Source organism: Saccharopolyspora sp. NPDC050642, from assembly GCF_040654735.1.
Lineage (GTDB): Bacteria > Actinomycetota > Actinomycetes > Mycobacteriales > Pseudonocardiaceae > Saccharopolyspora > Saccharopolyspora elongata.
Genome location: NZ_JBFAIN010000020.1, coordinates 16,269 through 39,471, shown reverse-complemented (window position 1 = coordinate 39,471; position 23,203 = coordinate 16,269). Strand labels below are relative to the sequence as shown.

The following is a 23,203-nucleotide window of genomic DNA, read 5'->3' as shown; positions in this document are numbered from 1 at the left end:
GTCCACATGGCGTCAACATCAGCCCCAGTGGACCTCTCACCGCTCCCGATCCGCACCCGGCCGCTGCTCCGGTTCGGGCAGCTCTTCGGCGGCCTGGTGCTCTTCGGCGCCAGCATGGGGTTCATGGTGCGGGCCCAGTTGGGCCTCGACCCGTGGGACGTCCTGCACGAGGGCCTGTCCGAGCGGCTCGGCTGGAGCTTCGGGGCGGTCACCGCGCTGACCGGCGTGGCGGTGCTGCTCGCCTGGCTGCCGCTGCGCCAGCGGCCCGGCATCGGCACGGTCGCCAACGTGGTGGTCATCGCGTTCGCGGTGGACATCACACTCGCCGTGACACCACCGGTCGACGCGCTACCGGGGCAAATCTCGCTGATGGCCGCCGCCATCGTGCTCAACGGAATCGCGACGGCGGTGTACGTCGGCGCGCGGCTCGGCCCGGGCCCGCGGGACGGCCTGATGACCGGCCTGCACGCTCGTACCGGCTGGTCGGTGCGCCTCGTCCGCACCGCCATCGAGCTCAGCGTCCTCGCCGCCGGATGGCTGCTTGGCGGCACCGTCGGCGTCGGCACCGTGCTCTACGCGTTGGCCATCGGGCCGCTGACCCAGTTCTTCCTCCGGTTCGCGGCGGTCCGGGAGAAAAAAGATCTCTGCCCCTAGAGACATCTCGGATACCACGAAGTAGCATGGACGCCGTCCACCTGACCCCCAGGGGTGGACCTTGACGCCCCCGCACTCCCGGTAACCCCCAGGCCGGTTGAGCGCGGGGGCGTCCCTACTTCTCCGGACCATCAGGGCTGTTCAGGACGTGGTTCTGCGCCGCCACCACCAAGCAGAACGAGCCCTGTCAGGCCGGCGGGTGCAGACCGGAGAGATGGCCCTTGCCGCCGCACTGCGGGCAGGTCCGCCATTCCGCCATGGTCATGCCGGTCTGCATGTCCTCGGTGGCCTGCACGACGTAGATCCGCGGCTCGCTGAGCTTGCGGAGCCCGCCGCAGGTGAAGCACAGCGCGTTGGGGCCGCCCGCCAGGTCTGGCTCCTCGTTGTCCGGCATGCGCCGATCCTTCCACGCTCCGGAGCCCCGCCGATCCGCGGTCAGATCGCGGCGATCGTGGCAGGTGCGCGCTCCGCCCGGCTCAGCGCCCGCAGCACGGCCGTCTGCCCGTGCCGCCGCACCGCGAGCTGCGAGAGCAGCGCGAGCACGTGGTCGTAGACCTCCGGCGGCAGCTCCGGCGTGGCGATGCCCACGCTCGACGCCAGGTCGTCGGAGTGCACCGCGATCTCCATCATCCGGGTGATCAGGAAGTCGTCGATGTGCAGCACCCGCCGGGAGAACGCCACCGACCGGTCCGCCGACGTGCCGGGCAGGGCCGACCGAAGATCTCGAACGGCCGAGTCGACCTCGGCGACCAGCGCCGCGGCCCCCTCGGTCGCGAAGCCCTCGCCCATCTCCCGGAGCCGGACGTTGACCTCCGCGTTGACGTCGGCGCCGATCCACTCGCTCTGCGCGTAGTAGCCGAGGAGCGGCACGGGGCCTTCTTCCGGTTCGGCGGCGGCGAGCACCCGGGGAACGAGGAGGACCTGCGACGCCAGGTGCCCGGCCAGGCCGCGGACGCTGAACTCCGCCAGGGCGCTGGGCCGGTCCCACGCGGCCGCGACCGCCGGATCGCCCAGCACCTCGGCGGTCGATGCGGCTGCCTGCAGATAAGCCTCTCGGATCGCGCTCATCCCAATCCCTTCCCGATGCCGACGCCGTTGATCAAACTATCGGCCGGGTACGACACAGGGACGACCAGCACCGGGCGAGCAGGCGAACGCTCACCCCACGAGCTCGGTGAGCTTCCCGTCCGCCATCTCCAGACGGCGGTTGGTGCGCACCGCGTCGAGCATCCGGCGGTCGTGGGTGACCAGCAGGAGCGTGCCGCCGTAGGAGTCCAGCGCCGACTCCAGCTGCTCGATCGCGGGCAGGTCCAGGTGGTTGGTCGGCTCGTCCAGCACCAGGAGGTTGACGCCTCGCCCCTGCAGCAGCGCCAGCGCGGCCCGCGTGCGCTCGCCGGGCGACAGCGTGGCGGCCGACCGCAGCACGTGGTCGGCTTTGAGGCCGAACTTGGCGAGCAACGTGCGGACCTCGGCGGTCTCGGTTTCCGGCACGGCCGCGCAGAACGCGTCGAGCAACGACTCCGAGCCGTGGAACAGCGCGCGGGCCTGGTCGACCTCGCCGACGACGACGCCCGAACCGAGCGCGGCGGTCCCCGCGTCCAGCTGGATCCGCCCGAGCAGCGCGCCGAGCAGCGTCGACTTGCCCGAGCCGTTGGCCCCGGTGATCGCGACCCGGTCCGCCCAGTCGATCTGCAGCGTCACCGGCCCGAACGCGAAGTCGCCGCGCCGCACCTCCGCATCGCGGAGGGTCGCGACGACCGCGCCGGAGCGGGGCGCCGCGGCGATCTCCATCCGCAGCTCCCACTCCTTGCGCGGTTCCTCGACGACGTCGAGCCGCTCGATGAGCCGTTCGGTCTGCCGCGCCTTGGCGGCCTGCTTCTCGGTGGATTCGGAGCGGAACTTGCGGCCGACCTTGTCGTTGTCGGTGTTCTTGCGGCGGGCGTTCTTGACGCCCTTCTCCATCCACCCGCGCTGCATGCGGGCGCGCGCCTCCAGCGCGGACTTCTTGTCGGCGTACTCCTCGTACGAGTCCCGCGCGTGCCTGCGCGCGACATCGCGTTCCTCCAGGTAGGAGTCGTAGCCACCGCCGTAGAGGTTGATCTGCTGCTGGGCCAGGTCGAGTTCGAGGACCTTGTTGACGGTGCGGGTGAGGAACTCGCGGTCGTGGCTGACGACGACGGTGCCGGCGCGCAGCCCGCGCACGAAGTCCTCCAGCAGTTCCAGGCCCTCCAGGTCGAGGTCGTTGGTCGGCTCGTCGAGGAGGAACACGTCGTAGCGGGACAGCAGGAGCGAGGCGAGCCCCGCGCGGGCGGCCTGGCCGCCGGACAGCGAGGTCATGGCCTGGTCGAGTTCGATGATCAGGCCGAGCGAATCCGCGACCCCTTCGGCGCGCTCGTCCAGGTCGGCGCCGCCGAGGTTCAGCCAGCGCTCCAGGCTCGCGGCGTAGGCGTCGTCGGCCCCGGGCGCGCCTTCCGCGAGGGCATCCGCCGCCGCATCCATCGCGCGCTGCGCCGCGGCGACGCCGGTGCGCCGGGCGAGGAACTGGGCCACCGTCTCACCGAGCTTGCGGTCGGGCTCCTGCGGCAGGTATCCGACGGTCGCGGTGGGCGGGGAGAGCCGCAGCTCGCCCTGCTCCGGGTCGTCGAGCCCGGCGAGGAGCCGCAGCAGCGTGGACTTCCCGGCGCCGTTGGCGCCGACGAGCCCGATCACGTCGCCGGGCGCGACGACGAGGTCGAGCCCGGTGAACAGGGAGCGGTTGCCGTGGCCGGCGGCGAGATTCGTGGCGACGAGAGTTGCAGACATCAGGTCGCCGAGAATAACAACCGACGCGCGACCACCTGCCGCGAAGCGAAGAAGCCCACCGTTGCCGGTGGGGCTTCTTCGCAGCTCTTCGCGGTGGCCAGGGGCGGGGTCGAACCGCCGACCTTCCGCTTTTCACGTCTGCGCTCGTCCGTTCGCCGAAGTTCATCCGCTCCGCAGGTTCGGGTCAGACGGCTGCCGTGGACGCGGCTGACCTGGTCACCGGGGCTACTCCGGAGATCGGTAGATCCCCGTCTTCGTCCTCTCACCCCGCGCCTGAACGCGGGCTCGGTCGTCCGGTCCGGCCTAGGCTGGAGCCGAGCAGCCGGGGGAGGAGCGTCGATGGGTTCCGCGGACAGATCATCGCGCGGTGGTTCGCGCGGGTGGCCTTATCCGCAGCGCAGCGCCATCGAGCAGCTCGGCGACATGGACCGCGACGACGCCCTCGCCTTCGTGCGCCAGACCGGTGACCTGCTGATGGTGCACAAGTTCGGCGTCGACGAGCTCATGACCAAGCTGCGGGTCTGGAGCGAGGAGTTCGACTACGCCCACGAACACGATCCGATCGAGCACATCAGCTCGCGGATCAAACGCCCGGAGGCGATCGCGGCCAAGCTCGCCCGGCGCGGGCTGCCGGTCGACCCGGTGTCGGCCCGCGAATACCTCACCGACATCGCCGGCGTGCGCGTCGTGTGCCCGTTCATCTCCGACGTCTACCTCCTCCGCGATCTCATCCGCCAGCACCAGATCGAGATCGTGCAGACCAAGGACTACATCGCAGCGCCGAAGCCGAACGGCTACCGCAGCCTGCACCTGATCATCAAGGTGCCGGTGCACCTGTCCGACCGCACCGAGCTGGTCGCCGTCGAACTCCAGCTGCGGACCATCGCGATGGACTTCTGGGCCGCAGTCGAGCACGAGCTGCTCTACAAGAGCGGCGGCGAGGTGCCGGAGGGCTTCGCCGCCGAGCTCAAGGCGGCTGCCGAGGCCGCTGCCAGACTCGACGCTCAGATGTCTTCGCTGCACGAGCGGAGCGAGGGGACACCCGGTTAGAGCCGGGGGTTGGACCGCAGCACCAGCACGTGACGGACGTCCTCCGAAGCGACCTCGCCGACCAGCCGAACGCGTACTTCTGGACGGGCTGAGACAGACGAAACAGCCCCCACCGAAACCGGTGGGGGCTGTTTCGCAGCTGTTCGCGGTGGCCAGGGGCGGGGTCGAACCGCCGACCTTCCGCTTTTCAGGCGGACGCTCGTACCAACTGAGCTACCTGGCCGAAGCGTCGGCGCAATGCCGTTCGCCTTGGCGACCCAGACGGGACTCGAACCCGCGACCTCCGCCGTGACAGGGCGGCGCGCTAACCAACTGCGCCACTGGGCCATGCTCTATCTTCAGTTGTTCGTACCCCCAACGGGATTCGAACCCGCGCTACCGCCTTGAAAGGGCGGCGTCCTAGGCCGCTAGACGATGGGGGCTTGGCCGATTCGAAACCGACCCGGCCTTGCCTCCAACCGGCTTTCCCCTTTCGGAGCGCCCCGTTGGCAGTGATGAAAGCTTACGACACCCCTTCGCGGACCCCGCAACGGGGGGTCCCTTAAGCCGCGCGCAGCCCTCGAGCGTCGCCGATCCGGCACGGCCCGAAGCCTCACAATAGCCGTTCCACCTGCAGTTTTCATCGATCATGGAGGACCGTCGCCCGACCGCGGCAGCGAGCGCCCGGCAGCCTCCAGGGCTCACCCGGGAGCCCAGAACACGACAAACAGGATCAATCGAAAACTTGTGATCCACGCCTCAGGGTTGGCCGGTCAGTTCGGCGCCCGCGCGCCAGTCGTCCCGGGCGACCCCGGCGAGCACCACGCGCCAGATCTCCTCGAAGCGATCGACCAGCCCCTCGGGCTCGTCGCCGACCGTGTGCGCGCCCACCAGCGCCGCGTAGAGCACCCGTGCCGCTTCCGCCGGATCGACGCCCGGGCGCAGCTGGCCCGCCTCGGTCGCCTTCAGCACCAGCTCGCAGATCGCCTCGTACCAGCCGTCGGACTCCGCTCCGATCCGATTGCAGGCCAGCAGCATGCCGGCCCGCAGGACGACGTCGCGCTCCAGCCTGCGGGCGGCTTCCGAGGTCAGGCCGACCAGCGTCGACAGCGGGTCCAGGCTGCGGCCGGACCACCGCTGCTGCATCGCCGTCAGGTTCAGCAGGTACTGCTGGGCCAGCGCCTCGGCGACCGCCTCCTTGGCCGTGAAGTGGAAGTAGAAGGCGCCCTTGGTGATACCGGAGCGCCGCAACACCGAACTCAACGTGGCGGCTTCGTAGCCGACCAGGTCGAACTCCTCCGCCGCGGCGGCCAAGATGGCGCGGCGGGTGAGCTTGGCCCGATGCTGCTGGGGCATGGCGCGACTCCGGCACGAAGAAGGCGTCCGGGATCCGCCGCCCGAGCGACGCGGTCCACGAACGGATGATCAACTACGCCACCGGAAGTTACCGCGAATCCGGCCGGTCCGCCCGCCGGGCGCGGCGTTGTGCCGGCTCGCCGGAGAACTCCCGACGAGCATCCACCGAAGCACGACGCGGCGGCGCGGCCGACTCCCGGTCAGCGGACGACCGGCGGCTCCCCGTCATCGTCCGGTGCCAATCCCAGCATGTCCAGCAGGAGCTTGCAGTCCTCGGCGTTCTCCGCACTGCGGGCGACCGCCATCCTGGCGCGGTGCACCTGCTCCGACGAGATCCGCGAGGGCTCACCGGCGCGCGGCACGGGCACCGCGGACGGCTGCCGCGAGGTCCCGTCGTCCTGCTGCCACAAGAACTTCCGTACGTCCAGCGACCCGTACATGACGCCTCCCCGGCCTCGGGTTCCGCGCGCAGGTTATCCACAGGTTGTCAACAGCCGCAGCCCCCCAGAGAGTGATTTACCTTCGACGGAGAGTAATCATTCGGCAATCCTCGATCCACTTCGGATATTGGCCTCGCCGCACCCGCCGGGGCCGCCCCCGCCTGGGCCGTCCACACTGGACGTTCGGGACAGTTGCGGCGGTATCCGCATCCGGTCGTGGCAGGAACTGCCAGGAGGGAATTCGCATGAGCAATCAGACGTTCACCGTGGGCGGCATGACGTGCGGCCACTGCGCCAGGTCGGTCACCGAGGAGCTTTCGGAGCTGCCCGGCGTCAGCGACGTGCAGGTCTCGGTGGAGAACGGCCAGGTGTCCGTGACCAGTGCCCAGCCGCTCACCCTGGAAGCCGCGACCGCGGCGATCACCGAAGCCGGCTACACGATCACGGACTGGCCGAGCCCGAACTGAGCCGGTACCACCTCGGATCGTTGCGCAGGACCGCCGTCCGGCCCTCGTCCGACGATGCCGGACGCACGAATCATGCGTCGAAGGCTCCCCACCACGACCTACGACGTGTCACAATCGGGTCGCTGACACACCCCCGGTCAGCACCTGTGGAGATCCCCTCCGGCCCCCGCGCACTCCCCCTGGCGCGGGGGCCCTCCGCGTTTCCGGGCCAGTGAGAGGGCTCACAGCGATTCGCGCGCCGCAACACAACCGTTATCGTGTGCCGGTGGCTCTAGGACGAACCAAGACCAGCAGGCGGCAGCAGAAGCCCGCCGAGCCGGCCGAACCGGATCATGAGTTCGAGTCGTACCTGGCTGCGCTGGCCCCGGAGGAGAACGTCGAGTCCACCGGGTCCGGACGCCGCTTCGGCGGCTCCCAGGTCTACCAGCTGCGGCTGCCGCTGATGGCCAACGAGCGCCTCCGGGAGCTCGCGGTCAAGCAGGGCACGTCGCCGGCGGCGCTGGCCCGGGACTGGGTGATGCAGCACCTCGCCGAGGTCGAAGCCGAGCAGGAACCGATCGGCCAGGCGCCGGGCGGCCAGGCCCCGATGGGTCAGGCGCCGGACGGCTACGGGCCCGTGTGGCCCGGCGAGGAGACCCAGCAGGACTTCCGGCCCGTGCCCGAGTACGGCGACCAGACCGGTTACCCCGGCATCGAGCAGACCGACGAGATCACCGTGCCGCAGAAGCGGTTCCGCTGATCCCCCCGACCGAACCGAACAACCCTGACCGATGACGTTCCGGCCGGCGGAGGCAACCCCTCGAAGCCTCCGCCGGCCGTCTTCGTTCCCGGCTCCGCGCCCGTTCGAACCGGCGCAGCCCTGAGCCCGTCCGCACGCCGCGGCGCGGGACGGGCCTGGAACGAGCTCTAGGCCGGGAGGCCCAGCTCCCGGGCGATCAGCATGCGCTGGACCTCGCTCGTGCCTTCGCCGATCTCCAGGATCTTGGCGTCCCGGTAGAAGCGGCCGACCGGGGTCTCGTTCATGAAGCCGTAGCCGCCGAAGATCTGCGTGGCGTCCCGGGCGTTGTCCATCGCCGCGTTCGACGAGGCGAGCTTGGCGATCGCGGCCTGCTTCTTGTACGGCTCGCCGCGCAGCATCCGCGACGCCGCGTCGTAGTAGGCCAGGCGCGCGGTGTGCGCGCGCAGCTCCATGTCGGCGACCTTGAACTGCATCGCCTGGTACTCGCCGATCTTCCGGCCGAAGGCCTCGCGTTCGCCCAGGTAGCGCAGGCATTCGTCGACGCAGCCCTGGGCGAGGCCGACGCCGACCGCGGCGATCGCGACCCGCCCCTCGGTGAGCGTGGCGAGGAACTGGGCGTAGCCGCGGCCGCGCTCGCCGAGCAGGTTCGCGGCGGGCACCCGGCAGTCGTCGAAGGACAGCGCGTGGGTGTCGGAGGCGTTCCAGCCGACCTTCGAGTACTTCTTCGCGACGGTGAAGCCGGGCGTGCCCGCGGGCACGATGATCGTGGAGATCTCCTTGCCGCCACCCGGCTTCTGCCCGGTGACGGCGGTGACCGTGACGAGGCCGGTGAGATCGGTGCCGGAGTTGGTGATGAACGCCTTCGAGCCGTTGATCACCCAGTGGTCGCCGTCGAGCACCGCCGTGGTGCGGGTGCTGCCCGCGTCGGAGCCGCCGCCCGGCTCGGTGAGGCCGAACGCGCCGAGGATCTCCCCGGCCGCCAGCCGGGGCAGCCAGGTGCGCCGCTGCTCGTCGTCGCCGAACCGGTAGATCGGCATGACGCCCAGCGAAACCCCGGCCTCCAGGGTGATCGCGACCGACGAGTCGACCCGGGCGAGCTCCTCCAGGGCCAGGCACAGCGCGAAGTAGTCGCCGCCCATGCCGCCGTGCTCCTCGGGCACCGGCAGCCCGAACAGGCCCATCCGGCCCATGGTCTGCACCAGCGGGTACGGGAATTCCTCGCGTTCGTAGTAGTCGCCGATGACCGGCGCGACTTCCTTGCGGGCGAAGGTCTGCACGCTCTCGCGCAGGGCTTCGTGCTCTTCGCTGAGCCGGTGGTCCACCATCGATCAGGCCTCCTCTTGAGCGGCGAGGACAGCCAGCGGCTGGTCGAGTCCGACCGACTGCCCCTTCCTGGCGTGCACTTCGGCGACTACGCCGTCGATCGGCGCGATGACGGTGTGTTCCATCTTCATCGCCTCCACCACGAACAATCTCTGTCCACTCTGGACTTCCTGGCCCGGGCTGACGTCGGCGACCAGCACCGTGCCGGGCATCGGACTGGTCACCACGCCGTCCGACCGGCCGCCGCTGCCGCCCCGGTCGGCGAGCATCCGGTGCTCGGCGAGCGCCCAGGTGCGGCCGTCGGCGGCGAGCCAGGTGGTGCCGTCGACGTGCGCGTACCGGTAGCGACGGGTGCGGCCCCGGTAGGTGACGGTCAGCTCGTCGCCGTGCGCCTCGACCGAGGCCCGGTGGGCGGTTTCGACGGAAGTTGCCGATCCTGGCGCAGTTTCAATTGAAACTTCGGCGTCCCGGGACCGGCCGCGCAGGCGGATGGCGACCTCGTCGGGTGTTCCGGCGAAGCGCCAGGTGCTCCAGGCGGGCTCGCCGAGCCGCCAGCCGTCGGTCACGTCCCACGGGTCGACGACCGGGTCGGTCGGTTCGCCCGCGAGCAGCCGCTCCAGGGCTGCGGCGACGTAGGCGTCGTCCGGCGTCGTGTTGCTCTCCGCGATGAGTTCGGTCAGGTCGCGCTCGACGAGCCCGGTGTCGAGGCGGCCCGCCAGCACGTCTTCGTGCCGCAGCAGCGCGCGGAGGAACGCGACGTTGGTGTGCAGGCCGAGGACCGCCGTGTCGGCCAGCGCGGCGTCCAGGCGGCGCAGCGCGTCGGCCCGGCTCGGCGCCCACGCGATGACCTTGGCCAGCATCGGGTCGTAGTCCGAACCGACGCGCCCGCCTGCGCGCACCCCGGAATCGACCCGCACGCCGGGCCCGGAGGGCTCGTGCACGGCGAGGACGTCGCCGCCGGTCGGGAGGAAGTTGCGGGCCGGGTCCTCGGCGTAGACCCGCGCCTCCACCGCGTGGCCCTCGATCGACAGGTCCTCCTGCGCCCACGGCAGCGGCTCGCCCGCGGCGACCCGGACCTGCTGTTCGACGAGGTCGACGCCGCGTTGCCCGCCGACCGAGGTGACCAGCTCGGTCACCGGGTGCTCGACCTGCAGGCGGGTGTTCATCTCCATGAAGAAGAACTCGTCCGGCCGGTCCGCGGAGACGATGAACTCGACGGTGCCCGCCCCGACGTAACCCACCGAGCGAGCGGCGTCGACGGCCGCGCCGCCGATGCGGGCCCTGGTTTCGGCGTCCAGCAGCGGCGACGGGGCTTCCTCGATGATCTTCTGGTGCCGCCGCTGCAGGCTGCACTCGCGCTCGCCGAGGTGCACCACGTTGCCGTGCGCGTCCGCCAGCACCTGGACCTCGATGTGCCGCGGGCGGGCCACGAAGCGCTCGACGAACAGCGTGTCGTCGCCGAACGCCGACCGCGCCTCTCGGCGCGCCGAGGCGATCTGATCGTCCAGTGTGGACTCGTCGTGGATCAGCCGCATGCCCTTGCCGCCACCGCCCGCGGAGGGCTTCAGCAGCACCGGGAACCCGATCTCGATCGCCGCGGCGTGCAGGTCGGCGTCGGTCATGTCCGGCTCGCTGCGGCCGGGCACGACCGGGACGCCGGCGGCGGAAACCGTTTGCTTGGCGCGGATCTTGTCGCCCATCGAATCGATCGCCGAGGCCGGCGGGCCGATGAACTCGATGCCCGCCTGCGCGCACGCCTCGGCGAAGCCCGCGTTCTCGGCGAGGAAGCCGTAGCCGGGGTGGATCGCCTGGGCCCCGGTGCCGCGGGCGGCGTCCAGGATGCGCTTGACGTCGAGGTAGCTCTCGGTCGCCGGGCTCGGTCCGATGTGGACGGCGGTGTCGGCCTCGGCGACGTGCCGCGCGCCGCGGTCGGCGTCGCTGAACACCGCGACGGAGCGGATGCCCAGCCGCCGCAGCGTCCGGATCACGCGCACCGCGATCTCGCCCCGGTTCGCCACCAGCACCGTGTCGAAGTGCCGCATCGTCATCCCTTCGCCTTGCCGAACGGCAGGATCCCAACGTTCTGCCTGGTCAGTGCCCGTGCGTACTTCGTGTCGCCATAGCAGCACAAAACGCGCACTGGACCTGAGCTGCGGAAACTCATGGCTCACATCCGGAATACGCCGTAGGAAACCGGTTCCAGGGGGGCGTTGGCGGCCGCCGAGATCGCCAGGCCCAGGACCGTCCGGGTCTGCTTCGGGTCGATCACGCCGTCGTCCCACAGCCTCGCCGTCGCGTAGTACGGGTGGCCCTGGTGCTCGTACTGGTCGCGGATCGGCTGCTTGAACGCTTCCTCGTCCTCGACCGGCCATTGCTCGCCGCGGGCGTCCAGCTGGTCGCGGCGCACCGTCGCCAGCACCGACGCCGCCTGCTCGCCGCCCATCACCGAGATCCGGGCGTTCGGCCACATCCACAGGAACCGCGGCGAGTACGCCCGGCCGCACATCGAGTAGTTGCCCGCCCCGAACGAGCCGCCGATGACGACGGTGAACTTGGGGACCCGGGCGCAGGCCACCGCGGTGACCATCTTCGCGCCGTGCTTGGCGATGCCGCCCGCCTCGTACTCCTTGCCGACCATGAACCCGGAGATGTTCTGCAGGAACACCAGCGGGATGGACCGCTTGTCGCACAGCTCGATGAAGTGCGCGCCCTTGAGCGCCGACTCGCTGAACAGGATCCCGTTGTTGGCGATGATGCCGACCGGGTGCCCGTGGATGCGGGCGAAGCCGGTGACCAGCGTCTGGCCGTAGTCGTGCTTGAACTCGGCGAACCGGCTGCCGTCGACGATCCGCGCGATCACCTCGCGCACGTCGTACGGGGTGCGGCTGTCGGTCGGCACCGCGCCGTAGAGCTCGTCGGGGTCGACCGCCGGCGCTTCGACCGGCGCGACGTCCCAGGGCCGGGACTCGCGGGGGCCGAGCGTGCTGACGATGGAGCGGACGATGCGCAGCGCGTCCGCGTCGTCGACGGCGAGGTGGTCGGTGACGCCGGAGGTGCGCGAGTGCAGCTCGCCGCCGCCGAGCTCCTCGGCGGTCACCTCGGCCCCGGTCGCGGCCTTCACCAGCGGCGGGCCGCCCAGGAAGATGGTGCCCTGCTCGCGGACGATCACCGCCTCGTCGCTCATCGCCGGGACGTAGGCGCCGCCCGCGGTGCACGAGCCCAGCACGGCGGCGATCTGCGGGATTCCGCGGGCCGACATGGTGGCCTGGTTGTAGAAGATCCGGCCGAAGTGCTCGCGATCCGGGAACACCTCGTCCTGCCTGGGCAGGAACGCGCCGCCGGAGTCGACCAGGTAGAGGCACGGCAGGTTGTTGTGCAGCGCGACTTCCTGCGCGCGCAGGTGCTTCTTCACCGTGACCGGGTAGTAGGTGCCGCCCTTGACGGTGGCGTCGTTGGCCACGACCACGCATTCCCGCCCGGATACCCGGCCGATGCCGGTGATGATGCCCGCCGACGGCGCTTCGTCGTCGTACAGGCCGTGCGCGGCCATCGGCGAGAGCTCCAGGAACGGCGAGCCGCGGTCGAGCAGCGCGTCGACCCGGTCGCGGGGCAGCAGCTTGCCCCGTTCGACGTGCCGGATGCGGGCCTTCTCCGGCCCGCCCAGCCGGGCGCGGCCGAGCTGGGTGTTGAGGTCGTCGACGAGTTTCGCGTGCTGCTCGGTGTTGCGGGCGAACTCCGCCGAGTCCGGGTCCACGGCCGTGCGCAGGGCGGGCGCATCCATGCGGGGGCACCTTCCACCGGGAGTTAGTCATCGTTAACGCGACCGATGTTAACGATGACTAACGCCTTGCGTCTAGTATCGACGCTGATGTCCACCGATGCAGCCAAGCCGTCCCGCCGCGAGCAGATCCTCACCGCCGCGGCGGAGAAGTTCGCGCGCGCCGGCTTCCACGGCGTCGGCATCGACGACATCGGCGCCGCCGTCGGCATCTCCGGCCCCGGCCTGTATCGGCACTTCCGCAGCAAGGACGCGATGCTCGCGGAGCTGCTCACCGGCATCAGCGACCGGCTGCTGCTCGGCGGCCAGGACCGGGTGGGCGCCGCCGCGGACCCGCGCGACGCGCTGGACCGGCTGGTGCGCTGGCACGTCGAGTTCGCGCTGGCCAACCCGGCGCTGATCACCGTGCACATGCGCGACCTGGACAGCCTCGCCGAGACCGATCGGCACAAGGTCCGCGAGCTGCAGCGCAGCTACGTCGAGGTCTGGGTGGACGTGCTGTGCCAGGTCCGGCCGGACCTGGACCGCCCGACCGCGCGCGCCGCCGCGCACGCGGTGTTCGGCCTGATCAACTCGACGCCCTACAGCGCCCACCTGGACGCCGAAGCGATGTCCCGGCTGCTGCACCGGATGGCCCTCGCCGCCATCGAGAACGCGGCCTGAGCAGGGTCACGCGCGGGAGCCCTTCCTGAGCAGTGCGGCGACGAGCAGCGCGCCGAAGGCGAGGAGCGCAGCCGCGACCGTGAGCGCCAGCGAGAAGCCCTCCGACGGATCGGCGGTCTGGGCGCGTGCGGCCAGGGCGACCAGCACCGCCACCCCCACGGCGCCGCCGACCTGCTGGACGGAGCTCAAGATGGCCGAGCCGAGACCGGCGTCCTGCTCGGTGGTGCCCTCGACCGCGGCGATCGCCAGGGCGGGATTGCCCAGACCGCATCCGAGGCTCGTGACGAGCATGCCGGGCAGCACGACCGTCGCGTAGTCGTCGCCCGGTGCCACGCCGGCCAGCAGGAGCAGGCCGACCGCGCCGATCAGGAATGACGCGACGAGCGTCCGGCGCATCCCGAACCTGATCACCGCGCGGGACGAGAGCCACAGGCCGGTGAGCATGCCGGCGGCGTAGGGCAAGTAGGCGAGGCCGGCCGTCAGCGGCGGGTAACCGAGCACGGTCTGCAGGTGCACCATCAGCAGGAATGCCATCGCGAAGAAGGCGGCGGAGAACAGGAACGACGCGCAGTTGGCCACCGCGCGGATGCGGACGGCCAGGAACGACAACGGCACGAGCGGTTCAGCAGCGCGGGCCTCGACCGCCACGAACGACACCGCCAAGGCGACGGCGAGGACGAGGGGGCCGACGGCGGCGATGTCGCCCCACCCCGACTCCGCGGTCTGGAGCAGGCCGTAGACCAGGGACACGAGAGCGCCGGTGCCCAGCACCGCGCCCGGAACGTCCACTCGGCCCGGCCGGCCCGCCCGGCTCTCCGCGACGAGGCGCGGGAGCAGCGCGATGGCCGCGACCGCGATCGGCAGGTTGATCAGGAAGATCCAGCGCCAGGACGCAAGACCGGTCAGCGCGCCGGAAATCACCAGGCCAGCCGTGCCGCCCAGCCCGGCGATGCCGCCCCAGACGCCGAGAGCCCTGGCGCGCTCCTCGGAACCGGGGAACAGCAGCGTGATCAGCGCCAACGCGGCCGGGCTCGCCATGGCCGCGCCCGTGCCCTGGGCGAATCGTCCGGCCACGAGGTGCCAGGGCTCCTGCGCGATCCCGCAGACGAGGCTCGCCGCGCCGAACAGCGCCACACCGCTCAGGAAGACACGTCGGCGGCCGAACAGGTCGGCCGCGCGGCCGAACAGCAGCAGCAGTCCGCCGAAGGCGACGAAGTACGCGTTGACGACCCAGGTCAGGCCCGCGGCGCTGAAGCCGAGGTCGTCCCGGAGGCTGGGCAGCGCGACGCTCACCACGGTGTCGTCCAGGACGAGCATGAACTGCACGAAGCACAGCACCACCAGGGCCGGCCCGCGGCGGCCTGCGGCCACGGTGGATGTCGTCGTCATTCCGTCGTCCTGTCGCGGCGCTCTTGGCGATGATCAATCGGCATGCCACGACGCTATGCAGCGGCCAACCTGTCCGCGATGCGCTACCAGGCCGAATGATGTCGCGCTGAGGACATAGGCTGGCGGCATGGCCGAGGCGATCACGGGCGCCGTCCCGCCCGGAGTCGGGGCGATCGTCGTCGGCAACTTCCCGCTGGCGTCGGGGCAGTGGTTCGAGGAGCACAGCCATCCGCAGCACCAGCTGGCCTGGTCCCGGCGCGGCGTGCTGGGCGTGGCCGTGGGGGACGTCCACTGGGTCCTGCCGCCCACCCTGGCGCTGTGGCTGCCCGCCGGGGTCGTGCACCGGACCGGCGCGACCCGCGACGCGGTGCTGAGCAGCCTCTACTTCGAGCCGGACCGGTGCGCCCTCGACTGGGCCGAGCCCACGCCCGTCGGGGTGGATGGGCTGTTGGCGCAGTTGATCGCGTATCTGGGCCGCGACGATCTCGCCGATGACGCGCGGCTGCGCGGCGAAGCGGTCGTGTTCGACCTGCTGCGCCCCCTGCCCACCACTCCCATCGACGTGCCGCGCCCCGTCGACGAACGCGTCCGCGCCGTGGCGGATGCGCTGCTCGCCGACCCCGCGGACCAGCGGGGCATGGAAGCGCACGCCCGGGCCGCCGGGGTGAGCCGCCGCACCCTGACGCGGCTTTTCGTCCACGACACCGGCATGTCCTTCGACCGCTGGCGCACCCACGCGCGGCTCCGCGCCGCACTGCCCCTCCTCGCCGAGGGCCGGCCGGTCTCCCGGGTCGCGCACGCCGTCGGGTACGCGACGCCGAGCGCGTTCCTCGCCGCGTTCAAGCGCACCGTCGGGACGTCTCCGAGCCGCTACCTCGGCGGCGATGCCTAGCCCGGCCGATTGCGGGTGGTCGGGGGCGGGTTGAGACTGGGTTGGTTCCGGCTCCGCAGGAGACGAGCATGGCCACCGCCAGGATCGAACCCACCCAGATTCCGACCCGGTCGCGCACCACGCCGCGACCGGTCAAGGGCAGGCACCTGGTCCCGTGGCTGCGCACCACCGATCCCAAGGACATCGGGATCCTCTACCTGATCGCCTCGTTCTTCTTCTTCATCGCCGGCGGCTCGATGGCGCTGCTGATCCGCGGCGAAATCGCCCAGCCCGGCCTGCAGTTCCTCTCCCAGGAGCAGTACAACCAGCTGTTCACCATGCACGGCACGATCATGCTGCTGCTGTTCGCCACGCCCATCGTGTTCGGCTTCGCCAACGTCGTGCTGCCGCTGCAGATCGGGGCGCCGGACGTGGCGTTCCCGCGGCTGAACGCGCTGTCGTTCTGGCTGTTCCTGTTCGGCGGGCTGATCGTGCTGAGCGGGTTCCTGCTGCCGGGTGGCGCCGCCGACTTCGGCTGGACCGCCTACGCGCCGCTGTCGCGCGGGATGTTCAGCCAGGGACCGGGCGGCGACGTGTGGGCGGCCGGGCTGATCCTCAGCGGGGTGGGCACGATCCTGGGCGCCGTCAACATGATCACCACGCTGGTCTGCCTGCGCTGCCCCGGCATGACGATGTGGCGGATGCCGATCTTCTGCTGGAACATCCTGGCCACCAGCCTGCTGGTGCTGATGGCGTTCCCGATCCTGGCCGCCGCGCTGTTCGGGCTCCTGGTCGACCGGCACCTCGGCGGGCACGCGTTCGACCCGGCCAACGGCGGCGCCATCCTGTTCCAGCACCTGTTCTGGTTCTTCGGCCACCCCGAGGTCTACATCGTGGCGCTGCCGTTCTTCGGCATCGTCACCGAGATCCTCCCGGTGTTCAGCCGGAAACCGCTGTTCGGCTACACCGGCCTGGTGTTCGCCACGCTGCTGATCATGGGGCTGTCGATGCTCGTGTGGGCGCACCACATGTTCGCCACCGGCGCGGTGCTGCTGCCGTTCTTCTCGTTCGCGACGTTCCTGATCGCGGTGCCGACCGGGATCAAGTTCTTCAACTGGATCGGCACCATGTGGCGCGGGCAGCTGACCTTCGAGGCACCGATGCTGTTCTCGGTCGGGTTCCTGGTGACGTTCCTGCTGGGCGGGCTGACCGGCATCATCCTCGCGGCGCCGCCGCTGGACTTCCACATCACCGACACCTACTTCGTGGTCGCGCACTTCCACTACGTGCTGTTCGGGACGATCGTGTTCGCGGTGTTCGCCGGGGTGTACTTCTGGTTCCCCAAGATGACCGGCCGGATGATGGACGAGCGGCTGGGCAAGCTGCACTTCTGGCTGACCTTCGTCGGGTTCCACACCACGTTCCTGGTGCAGCACTGGCTGGGCGCCGAGGGGATGCCGCGCCGCTACGCCGACTACCTGGCCTCCGACGGCTTCACCGCGCTGAACGTCGTGTCGAGCATCGGCGCGTTCGTGCTGGGCGCCTCGATCCTGCCGTTCCTGTACAACGTCTTCACCAGCTACCGGTTCGGCGCGGTGGTCGAGGTGGACGACCCGTGGGGGCACGGGAACTCGCTGGAGTGGGCCACGTCCTGCCCGCCGCCGCGGCACAACTTCGCCGCGCTGCCGCGGATCCGCTCGGTCCGGCCCGCGTTCGAGCTGCACTACCCGCACATGGTCGAGCGCATGGACCGGGAGGCGCACGCCAGTCTGCGGCCCGGTGCGAAACAAGAATCGTTCGGCGAGTGAACGATTCTGTACAGTGTTCGCGTGGCAGCAGACCTTCCCGCGCTCGGTGTTTCGTTCCTGCTCACGCAGCTGGGGGCGCACGCCACGGCGAAGTTCGCCGCCCTCGTCGGCGAGCTCGACCTGACCCCGTCCCAGGTGGGCATGCTGCGGATGATCGCCGCGCAGCGGGGCCTGAGCCAGCAGGCGCTGGCCGGGAACCTCGGGATGCTGCCGAGCAAGGTCGTCACGTTCGTCGATGAGCTGGAGGGCCGCGGCCTGGTCACCCGCACCCGCAGCACCCGCGACCGCCGGGTCCACGAGCTCACCCTCACCGAGGAGGGGACCGAGCTGCTGGGCGAGGTCCACGCGGTGGCGGCCGAGCACGAGGCCGACTTCTGCCAGGCCCTCGACCAGGACGAACGGACCCGGCTCAAGTCCCTCCTGGAGCGCCTGGCGAACAGCCACGACCTGACGCCCGGAGTCCACCCCGGCTACCGCACCATCCGCTGACACGCACCCGGCGCGCCGCTCCACCCCGACAACCCGCCCCGAGAACGCGCTTCCGGCCCACCTCCTCCCCCTGCTCCCCTGCTCCGTGCTCTCCTGCTCTCGCGCTTCTCCCCTTGCTCTCCTCCCCTGCCCCCTGTGCCGGCACCGGAGTCCCGCAATTTCAATGGAAATCAGAGGTCCGATTTCCATTGAAATTGCGGGAGTTGTCCACAGCCGTCGGCGTGTCGGGGCGCGACACGCCGATGATCTGCAGTTTCCATTGAAATTGGAGGTTCGATTTCAATGGAAATTGCGGGACACCAGGCACCGGACACCGGGCACCGGGCGCCGGGTAGGAGACGGGCGGTGTGGGGATCAGGTCATCCGGCTTGGGCCGGTTCGGAGCGGGCGAGGACCTGGCCGCCGGCGTCGAGGGCTTCGACGGCCGCGAAGGCCTCCGGGGCCGGTAGCGCAGCCGCGGTTTCGAAGCCCGCCCTCGGCACGTCCGTGATCGGCCGGAGCTGGTCCGGGGCCGGGCCCGCCAGGATCCGCCACGCTCGGACTTCGGTGGCTCCGTTCCAGCTCGCGTACACCGTCGCGACGCCGTCCGCTTCGCGCAGCGCCGCCACCGGCGGCTCGGTGGGCGCTCCGGTCCAGCCCAGCCGGAAGGCCCGGTAGGAGGGCATGCCGTCGCCGAACGAGCCGTGCAGCGCCACCGCGCCGCTCTGGTCGAACTCGGTGAACTGCGGCTGCGAGCCCCAGCCGACGAAGCTGTTGCCGCCCGGCAGCACTTGGTGGTCGCCCTGGCTGACGCTGGTGCCGCCGCCGGGGTGCGGGAAGGCCCGCACCAGTCGGGCGGTGCGCGCCTGCTGGTCGACGTCCAGCACGATCGCCCGCGACACCGGGCCGGGCTCGCTGGCCGCGTTGTCGAACAGGCTCATGGTTCCGTCGGGCAGCCAGCGCGCGTCGTGCTGCCTGGCGAACGCCGCGTCCGGATCGACCGCGAAGTCGCTGCGGCTGCCGCCGAGCCGCCACTGCACCTCGCCGGTGGCGCGGTCCAGCAGGTACAGCGCGTCGGTGTGCCGGGCGGAGATCAGCAGGTTGCCCGCCGAGTCCTCGGTGATCGAGTTGAGGTGGATGTAGTCGTACGGCGCGGCGGGATCTTCCGGCAGCGGCACCGTCGATTCCTCCGGCGCGACGTGGTCGAGGCTGCGCCAGTCGAACAGCACCTCGCCGGTGGCGATGTCGATCTCCTGCACGACGCCTTCCACGACGGGCCGGTCCCGCTGCACCGTGTGGTAGGCGATGATCAGCGCGGTGTCGCGCGGCGTGATGACCATCTCGTGCAGGTCAGCGCGCAGCCCGCCGCCCGCGTCGACCTTGCCGATCTGCCGGTAGGAGCGGTCGCGGATGACGTACTCGCCCTCGCCGTAGCCGGGATGCGGCGCGCCCTGCCACCAGGTGAGCACGGGCTCGCCCCGGTAGGTCTGCGCCTTGAAGTCCATTGTGAACAGTCCGGCGCCGTCGCCGACCGGCTCGGACCACACCGGCTGCCCGGTGTCGTCGATGATCATCGGCCCGCTCTGGGCGGCGGTGCCGTGGGGCGCGAGGAAGATGTATCCGGGCTCGGTGCCGTTCGCCGGGGTGTCGATGCGCACCACCGGCGGACTCAGGTCCGGCCTGGTGACGAAGCGGTGCGGTTCCGGCGGCGCGGCGACACCGGGTGTGGCCGCCGCCACCAGCAGCGCCAACACCGCCAGCATGACCGCGAGGGCTTTCGAGCGCATCGGACCTCCGTCCGCCTGGGGATCGGTCCGAGAGCTATCACCGATCGGCGGGCGGCCGACAGCCCGTTGCGAAAAGTTTCCACGTTCTGCTTTTTGCCAGAGTGCACAACACGACCGCTCCCCGAATGTGCACCGCGCACCGATTCAGGTCCACTGTGGATGAAGGGTTTTCCTTGCCTGCTCGGCCGAACGAGCGGTTTCCGACGTGGCGCGGTTCATAACCGCTTCGGGAACAGCGGGGCGCCGGACTACTGTTGAAGACGTCTGGGGAGCGCCACCGACAGTCGACTTCCTGAATCGTTCTCGAAGACCGGAATGCGGCGCGCACCGCCGTGCGCCCGACCGGCGAGGACGCCAAGAACCAGTCCCGCACGTTCGTTTCAGGGGAGACTTCCTTGCCCATTGCCCTGTTGGCCCTGGCCATCGCCGCATTCGGGATTGGAACGACCGAGTTCGTGATGATGGGCCTGCTGCCCGAGGTCGCCACCGATCTGCAGGTGTCGATCCCCGACGCCGGCGGCTACATCTCGCTGTACGCGCTCGGCGTGGTGATCGGCGCACCGCTGCTGACCATGCTGGGCATGCGGTTCAAGCGCAAGACGATGCTGCTGAGCATGCTCGTGCTGTTCACCGTCGGGAACCTGTGCTCGGCGTTCGCACCGACCCACGAGCTGCTGCTCGGCGCCCGGTTCCTCGCCGGCCTGCCGCACGGCGTGTTCTTCGGCATCGGTGCCGTGGTCGCCGCGAGCCTCGTCGCCACCGACAAGCGCGCGCAGGCCATCTCGATGATGTTCATCGGCCTCACCGTGGCGAACATCGTCGGCGTCCCGGTCGGCACGCTGCTCGGCCAGGCGCTCGGCTGGCGCTGGGCGTTCGGCCTGGTCGCGGTGATCGGCGTGGTCGCGCTGGCCGCGGTCGCGGCGCTGGTGCCCGACCAGCCCAAGCCCGCCGACGTCAGCGTGCGCGGCGAGCTGCGCGCGTTCCGCCGCCCGCAGGTCTGGCTGGCGTTCGCGGTCGTGGTCTTCGGCTTCGCCGCGACGTTCTCCTTCTACAGCTACATCAAGCCGGTTCTGACCGACGTGACCGGCTACTCGCCGACCGCGGTCACGCCGCTGCTCGCGCTGTTCGGCGTCGGCATGACCGTGGGCACCGCGGTCGGCGGGCGGCTCGCCGACAAGGCCCCGATGAAGACGCTGTACGTCTTCCTCGGCGCGCTGGCGGCCTGCCTGGCGCTGTTCGTGGTGACCGCGCACAGCGCGGTGCTGGCGCCGGTCACGGTGTTCCTGATCGGCGCGACCGGGTTCGCGGCGATCCCCAGCATCCAGGCGCGAATCCTCGACCAGGCCAAGGAGGCGCCGGCGCTGGGTTCGGCGAGCATCCAGTCGACCTTCAACATCGCCAACTCGCTGGGCGCCTACCTCGGCGGCGTGGTGATCGCGGCCGGCCTCGGGCTGACCGCGCCGAGCTGGGTCGGCGCCCTGCTCGCGTTGGTCGGCCTGGGCTTCGCGCTGGTCTCCGGCTGGCTGGACCGGCGGCCGCAGCGGACCGGGGCGACCGTCTCGCACCGCGCCGCGCAGCCCACCGAGTCGATCGAGGTCGGCTGAGGTTTCCCGCGGAACAGATCGGCTAGCCGGGGCCGAGCACACCTAATACGGTGGCCGCAGGGCGGACACCAGCCCGCGAACGCTGATTCGCGGGGCGAACCATCCGACATCGGCGGAGGAAAACACCCACATGACACAGGTTCCGAACGTCACGCTGAACACCGGCGCACAGATGCCGCAGCTGGGCTACGGCGTCTTCCAGGTCCCGGCCGACCAGGTCGTCGAGCCGGTGCGGGCGGCGCTGCAGGCCGGGTACCGCAGCATCGACACGGCCGCGGTGTACGGCAACGAGGAAGGCGTGGGCAAGGCGATCGCCGAATCGGGCCTCAAGCGCGAGGAACTGTTCGTGACCACGAAGCTCTGGAACGACTCGCAGGGCTACGACAGCACGCTGAAGGCGTTCGACGAGAGCCTCACCAAGCTCGGGCTCGACCACGTCGACCTGTACCTGATCCACTGGCCGGTGGCGCCCAAGGACAAGTACGTGGAGACCTGGAAGGCCTTCCAGCAGCTGCACGCCGACGGCCGGGCCAAGGCGATCGGCGTGTCGAACTTCCAGATCCCGCACCTGCGCCGGCTGTTCGAGGAGACCGACGTGGTGCCCGCGGTCAACCAGATCGAGCTGCACCCGAACCTGCCGCAGGCCGATCTGCGCGCGTTCCACGCCGAGCACGGCATCGCCACCGAGGCGTGGAGCCCGCTGGGCCAGGGCAAGGGCCTGCTGGACGACGCCGCGCTGGCCGCGCTGGCCGAGAAGTACGGCAAGAGCCCGGCGCAGATCGTGCTGCGCTGGCAGATCCAGCTCGGCAACATCGCGATCCCGAAGTCCGTCACGCCGTCGCGGATCAAGGAGAACCTCGAGGTCTTCGACTTCGAGCTCGCCGACGACGACGTCGCGGCCATCACGGCGCTGAAGACCGGCGTGCGCGTCGGACCCGACCCGGACGTCTTCGGCAGCTGACCCGCACCCTTCAAGGCCCTCCTCGCCACGCGGCGGGGAGGGCTTCTTGCTGCGTGGGGAACTCCGACGAACGGCCGTTGACGCGGTGCGGCGGTGGCCGAAAGATCTACGCCGGGTTCTCGATCTGGCGATCTCTTGGAGGTTCTCCCGTGCACAGGTCTCTCGTCGGCGCCGTTTCCCTCGCGCTCGTGCTCGCGTTGCCGGGCGCCGCGACGGCCGCGCCGGATCAGGCGGACTGGCAGCTGGTCGGCGACGGGATCAAGTCCGGGATCAGCGGGATCGCACTCGTCGGCGCCACGCTCGAAGCAACCGAGGCGATCATCGTCCGGGACAACAAGAAGGACGGCGAGAACCGGGCGTCCTGGCTGTCGCTGCGGCAGGGGCAGGTCACCGGCGCCGAACCGCTGGACTGGCAGGGCGAGGTGCCGGTCGACCTGGAGGCGATCGACGCGATCCCCGGTGCGCCGGGCGAGTACATCGCGCTGGCCAGCGACGGCAGCGCCTTCCACGTCCGGATCGACCGCAGCGGCGCCACCGTCCTGGGCACTTTCGCGCTGCCCGACCGTGCCGACGACGAGAACTACGAGGGCTTCGGCCTGATGGCGGCGGAGGGCCGGCTGTTCGCGGTCTGGGCCGATCGCGGCGAGGGCGACCGGCCCGCGACGCTGCGCGCGGCCGAGTTCGACAAGGAGCGCCTGGAGTTCGGCGAGGCGCAGGCGCAGGAGTTCCGCGCGCCGTACCCGACGAAGGACGTGCGGCACGTGTCAGACCTGAAGCTGCGCGCGGACGGCCGGATCGTGGTGTCCTCGGCCTCCGACTCCGGCGACGACGGGCCGTTCGACTCCGCCGTGTTCGCCGCCGGAACGCTCACCTTCGACGGCGGCGAGCCGCGCCTGACCATCGACCAGGAGCCGCAGCGGCTCGGCGAGTTCCCCGGGCACAAGATCGAGGCGCTGAACGAGGTCGGCGGCGGCCTGCTGCTGGGCAGCGACGACGAGAACGCCGGAGGCTCGGTCCTGACGACCGGCAGCTGAGTCGATTGAGAGGCGGGGTGAGTCAACGGC

21 protein-coding genes and 3 tRNA genes are annotated in these 23,203 nt (G+C 70.7%); 11 read left to right on the top strand and 13 right to left on the bottom strand.

What is annotated here, in order from left to right:
• Nucleotides 1–27: 27 nt before the first annotated feature.
• Nucleotides 28–654, top strand: coding sequence for a hypothetical protein (locus AB0H93_RS26920; protein ID WP_165968276.1), 627 nt, complete (start codon nt 28–30; stop codon nt 652–654).
• Nucleotides 655–841: 187 nt separating this feature from the next.
• Here the strand turns inward: AB0H93_RS26920 and AB0H93_RS26915 are convergent, their stop codons facing one another.
• From AB0H93_RS26915 to abc-f, 3 genes are all read right to left on the bottom strand, one after another.
• Nucleotides 842–1,048: a hypothetical protein gene (locus AB0H93_RS26915; protein WP_093269367.1), complete on the bottom strand. Its 207-nt coding sequence runs from the start codon at nt 1,046–1,048 to the stop codon at nt 842–844.
• 41 nt (nt 1,049–1,089) lie between these two features.
• Nucleotides 1,090–1,722 carry a maleylpyruvate isomerase N-terminal domain-containing protein gene (locus AB0H93_RS26910; protein ID WP_358576018.1) on the bottom strand — a complete coding sequence of 211 codons (633 nt, stop codon included), beginning with the start codon at nt 1,720–1,722 and terminating at the stop codon, nt 1,090–1,092.
• A gap of 90 nt (nt 1,723–1,812) precedes the next feature.
• Nucleotides 1,813–3,456, bottom strand: coding sequence for a ribosomal protection-like ABC-F family protein (gene abc-f / locus AB0H93_RS26905; RefSeq protein WP_358576016.1), 1,644 nt, complete (start codon nt 3,454–3,456; stop codon nt 1,813–1,815).
• Nucleotides 3,457–3,795: 339 nt separating this feature from the next.
• Here abc-f and AB0H93_RS26900 point away from each other — a divergent pair, with 339 nt between their 5' ends.
• The gene (locus tag AB0H93_RS26900) at nt 3,796–4,506 is read left to right on the top strand and encodes a GTP pyrophosphokinase family protein (RefSeq protein ID WP_358576015.1); all 711 of its coding nucleotides are present in this window, start codon (nt 3,796–3,798) and stop codon (nt 4,504–4,506) included.
• A gap of 149 nt (nt 4,507–4,655) precedes the next feature.
• Here the strand turns inward: AB0H93_RS26900 and AB0H93_RS26895 are convergent.
• The 5 genes from AB0H93_RS26895 to AB0H93_RS26875 form a co-directional block, all read right to left on the bottom strand.
• Nucleotides 4,656–4,729 (bottom strand) — tRNA-Phe (locus tag AB0H93_RS26895).
• Between the two features lie 27 nt (nt 4,730–4,756).
• Nucleotides 4,757–4,833: transfer RNA gene (locus AB0H93_RS26890), tRNA-Asp, on the bottom strand.
• Nucleotides 4,834–4,855: 22 nt separating this feature from the next.
• Nucleotides 4,856–4,928, bottom strand: a tRNA-Glu gene (locus tag AB0H93_RS26885).
• A gap of 316 nt (nt 4,929–5,244) precedes the next feature.
• Nucleotides 5,245–5,841 carry a ScbR family autoregulator-binding transcription factor gene (locus AB0H93_RS26880; protein ID WP_358576014.1) on the bottom strand — a complete coding sequence of 199 codons (597 nt, stop codon included), beginning with the start codon at nt 5,839–5,841 and terminating at the stop codon, nt 5,245–5,247.
• Between the two features lie 200 nt (nt 5,842–6,041).
• A complete protein-coding gene (locus AB0H93_RS26875) occupies nt 6,042–6,281 on the bottom strand; it encodes a hypothetical protein (RefSeq protein ID WP_358576013.1) in 240 nt (79 codons plus the stop codon).
• A 245-nt stretch (nt 6,282–6,526) separates the two neighbouring features.
• Here AB0H93_RS26875 and AB0H93_RS26870 point away from each other — a divergent pair, with 245 nt between their 5' ends.
• Both AB0H93_RS26870 and AB0H93_RS26865 read left to right on the top strand, forming a co-directional pair.
• Nucleotides 6,527–6,748, top strand: a complete 222-nt coding sequence (locus tag AB0H93_RS26870; protein WP_358576011.1) for a heavy-metal-associated domain-containing protein — start codon at nt 6,527–6,529, stop codon at nt 6,746–6,748.
• A gap of 265 nt (nt 6,749–7,013) precedes the next feature.
• The gene (locus tag AB0H93_RS26865; protein WP_358576010.1) at nt 7,014–7,487 is read left to right on the top strand and encodes a hypothetical protein; all 474 of its coding nucleotides are present in this window, start codon (nt 7,014–7,016) and stop codon (nt 7,485–7,487) included.
• Nucleotides 7,488–7,654: 167 nt separating this feature from the next.
• On the opposite strand, the gene AB0H93_RS26860 is transcribed toward AB0H93_RS26865, so the two are convergent.
• From AB0H93_RS26860 to AB0H93_RS26850, 3 genes are all read right to left on the bottom strand, one after another.
• Nucleotides 7,655–8,812 (bottom strand): acyl-CoA dehydrogenase family protein, encoded by a 1,158-nt coding sequence (locus AB0H93_RS26860; protein WP_358576009.1) that lies wholly within the window; start codon nt 8,810–8,812, stop codon nt 7,655–7,657.
• A gap of 3 nt (nt 8,813–8,815) precedes the next feature.
• Nucleotides 8,816–10,858, bottom strand: a complete 2,043-nt coding sequence (locus AB0H93_RS26855) for a biotin carboxylase N-terminal domain-containing protein (protein WP_358576007.1) — start codon at nt 10,856–10,858, stop codon at nt 8,816–8,818.
• A 119-nt stretch (nt 10,859–10,977) separates the two neighbouring features.
• The gene (locus tag AB0H93_RS26850) at nt 10,978–12,591 is read right to left on the bottom strand and encodes a carboxyl transferase domain-containing protein (RefSeq protein ID WP_358576005.1); all 1,614 of its coding nucleotides are present in this window, start codon (nt 12,589–12,591) and stop codon (nt 10,978–10,980) included.
• 87 nt (nt 12,592–12,678) lie between these two features.
• Between AB0H93_RS26850 and AB0H93_RS26845 the strand changes: the two genes are divergently transcribed.
• Nucleotides 12,679–13,251, top strand: coding sequence for a TetR/AcrR family transcriptional regulator (locus AB0H93_RS26845; protein WP_358576004.1), 573 nt, complete (start codon nt 12,679–12,681; stop codon nt 13,249–13,251).
• A gap of 6 nt (nt 13,252–13,257) precedes the next feature.
• Here the strand turns inward: AB0H93_RS26845 and AB0H93_RS26840 are convergent, their stop codons facing one another.
• Nucleotides 13,258–14,640 carry an MFS transporter gene (locus AB0H93_RS26840; RefSeq protein WP_358576003.1) on the bottom strand — a complete coding sequence of 461 codons (1,383 nt, stop codon included), beginning with the start codon at nt 14,638–14,640 and terminating at the stop codon, nt 13,258–13,260.
• Nucleotides 14,641–14,767: 127 nt separating this feature from the next.
• Here AB0H93_RS26840 and AB0H93_RS26835 point away from each other — a divergent pair, with 127 nt between their 5' ends.
• From AB0H93_RS26835 to AB0H93_RS26825, 3 genes are all read left to right on the top strand, one after another.
• On the top strand, nt 14,768–15,532 hold the full coding sequence (locus AB0H93_RS26835) for a helix-turn-helix transcriptional regulator (protein WP_358576002.1): 765 nt from the start codon (nt 14,768–14,770) through the stop codon (nt 15,530–15,532).
• Nucleotides 15,533–15,600: 68 nt separating this feature from the next.
• A complete protein-coding gene (gene ctaD, locus AB0H93_RS26830) occupies nt 15,601–17,319 on the top strand; it encodes a cytochrome c oxidase subunit I (RefSeq protein WP_358576001.1) in 1,719 nt (572 codons plus the stop codon).
• Between the two features lie 21 nt (nt 17,320–17,340).
• The gene (locus AB0H93_RS26825; RefSeq protein ID WP_358576000.1) at nt 17,341–17,808 is read left to right on the top strand and encodes a MarR family transcriptional regulator; all 468 of its coding nucleotides are present in this window, start codon (nt 17,341–17,343) and stop codon (nt 17,806–17,808) included.
• A gap of 359 nt (nt 17,809–18,167) precedes the next feature.
• On the opposite strand, the gene AB0H93_RS26820 is transcribed toward AB0H93_RS26825, so the two are convergent.
• A complete protein-coding gene (locus AB0H93_RS26820; protein WP_358575999.1) occupies nt 18,168–19,574 on the bottom strand; it encodes an arylsulfotransferase family protein in 1,407 nt (468 codons plus the stop codon).
• A gap of 395 nt (nt 19,575–19,969) precedes the next feature.
• Between AB0H93_RS26820 and AB0H93_RS26815 the strand changes: the two genes are divergently transcribed.
• From AB0H93_RS26815 to AB0H93_RS26805, 3 genes are all read left to right on the top strand, one after another.
• A complete protein-coding gene (locus AB0H93_RS26815) occupies nt 19,970–21,178 on the top strand; it encodes an MFS transporter (protein ID WP_358575997.1) in 1,209 nt (402 codons plus the stop codon).
• A 130-nt stretch (nt 21,179–21,308) separates the two neighbouring features.
• Entirely contained in the window at nt 21,309–22,139 is an 831-nt protein-coding gene (locus AB0H93_RS26810) for an aldo/keto reductase (protein WP_358575996.1), read from the top strand.
• A gap of 149 nt (nt 22,140–22,288) precedes the next feature.
• Nucleotides 22,289–23,173: a hypothetical protein gene (locus AB0H93_RS26805; RefSeq protein ID WP_358575994.1), complete on the top strand. Its 885-nt coding sequence runs from the start codon at nt 22,289–22,291 to the stop codon at nt 23,171–23,173.
• The last annotated feature ends 30 nt before the right edge of the window (nt 23,174–23,203 follow it).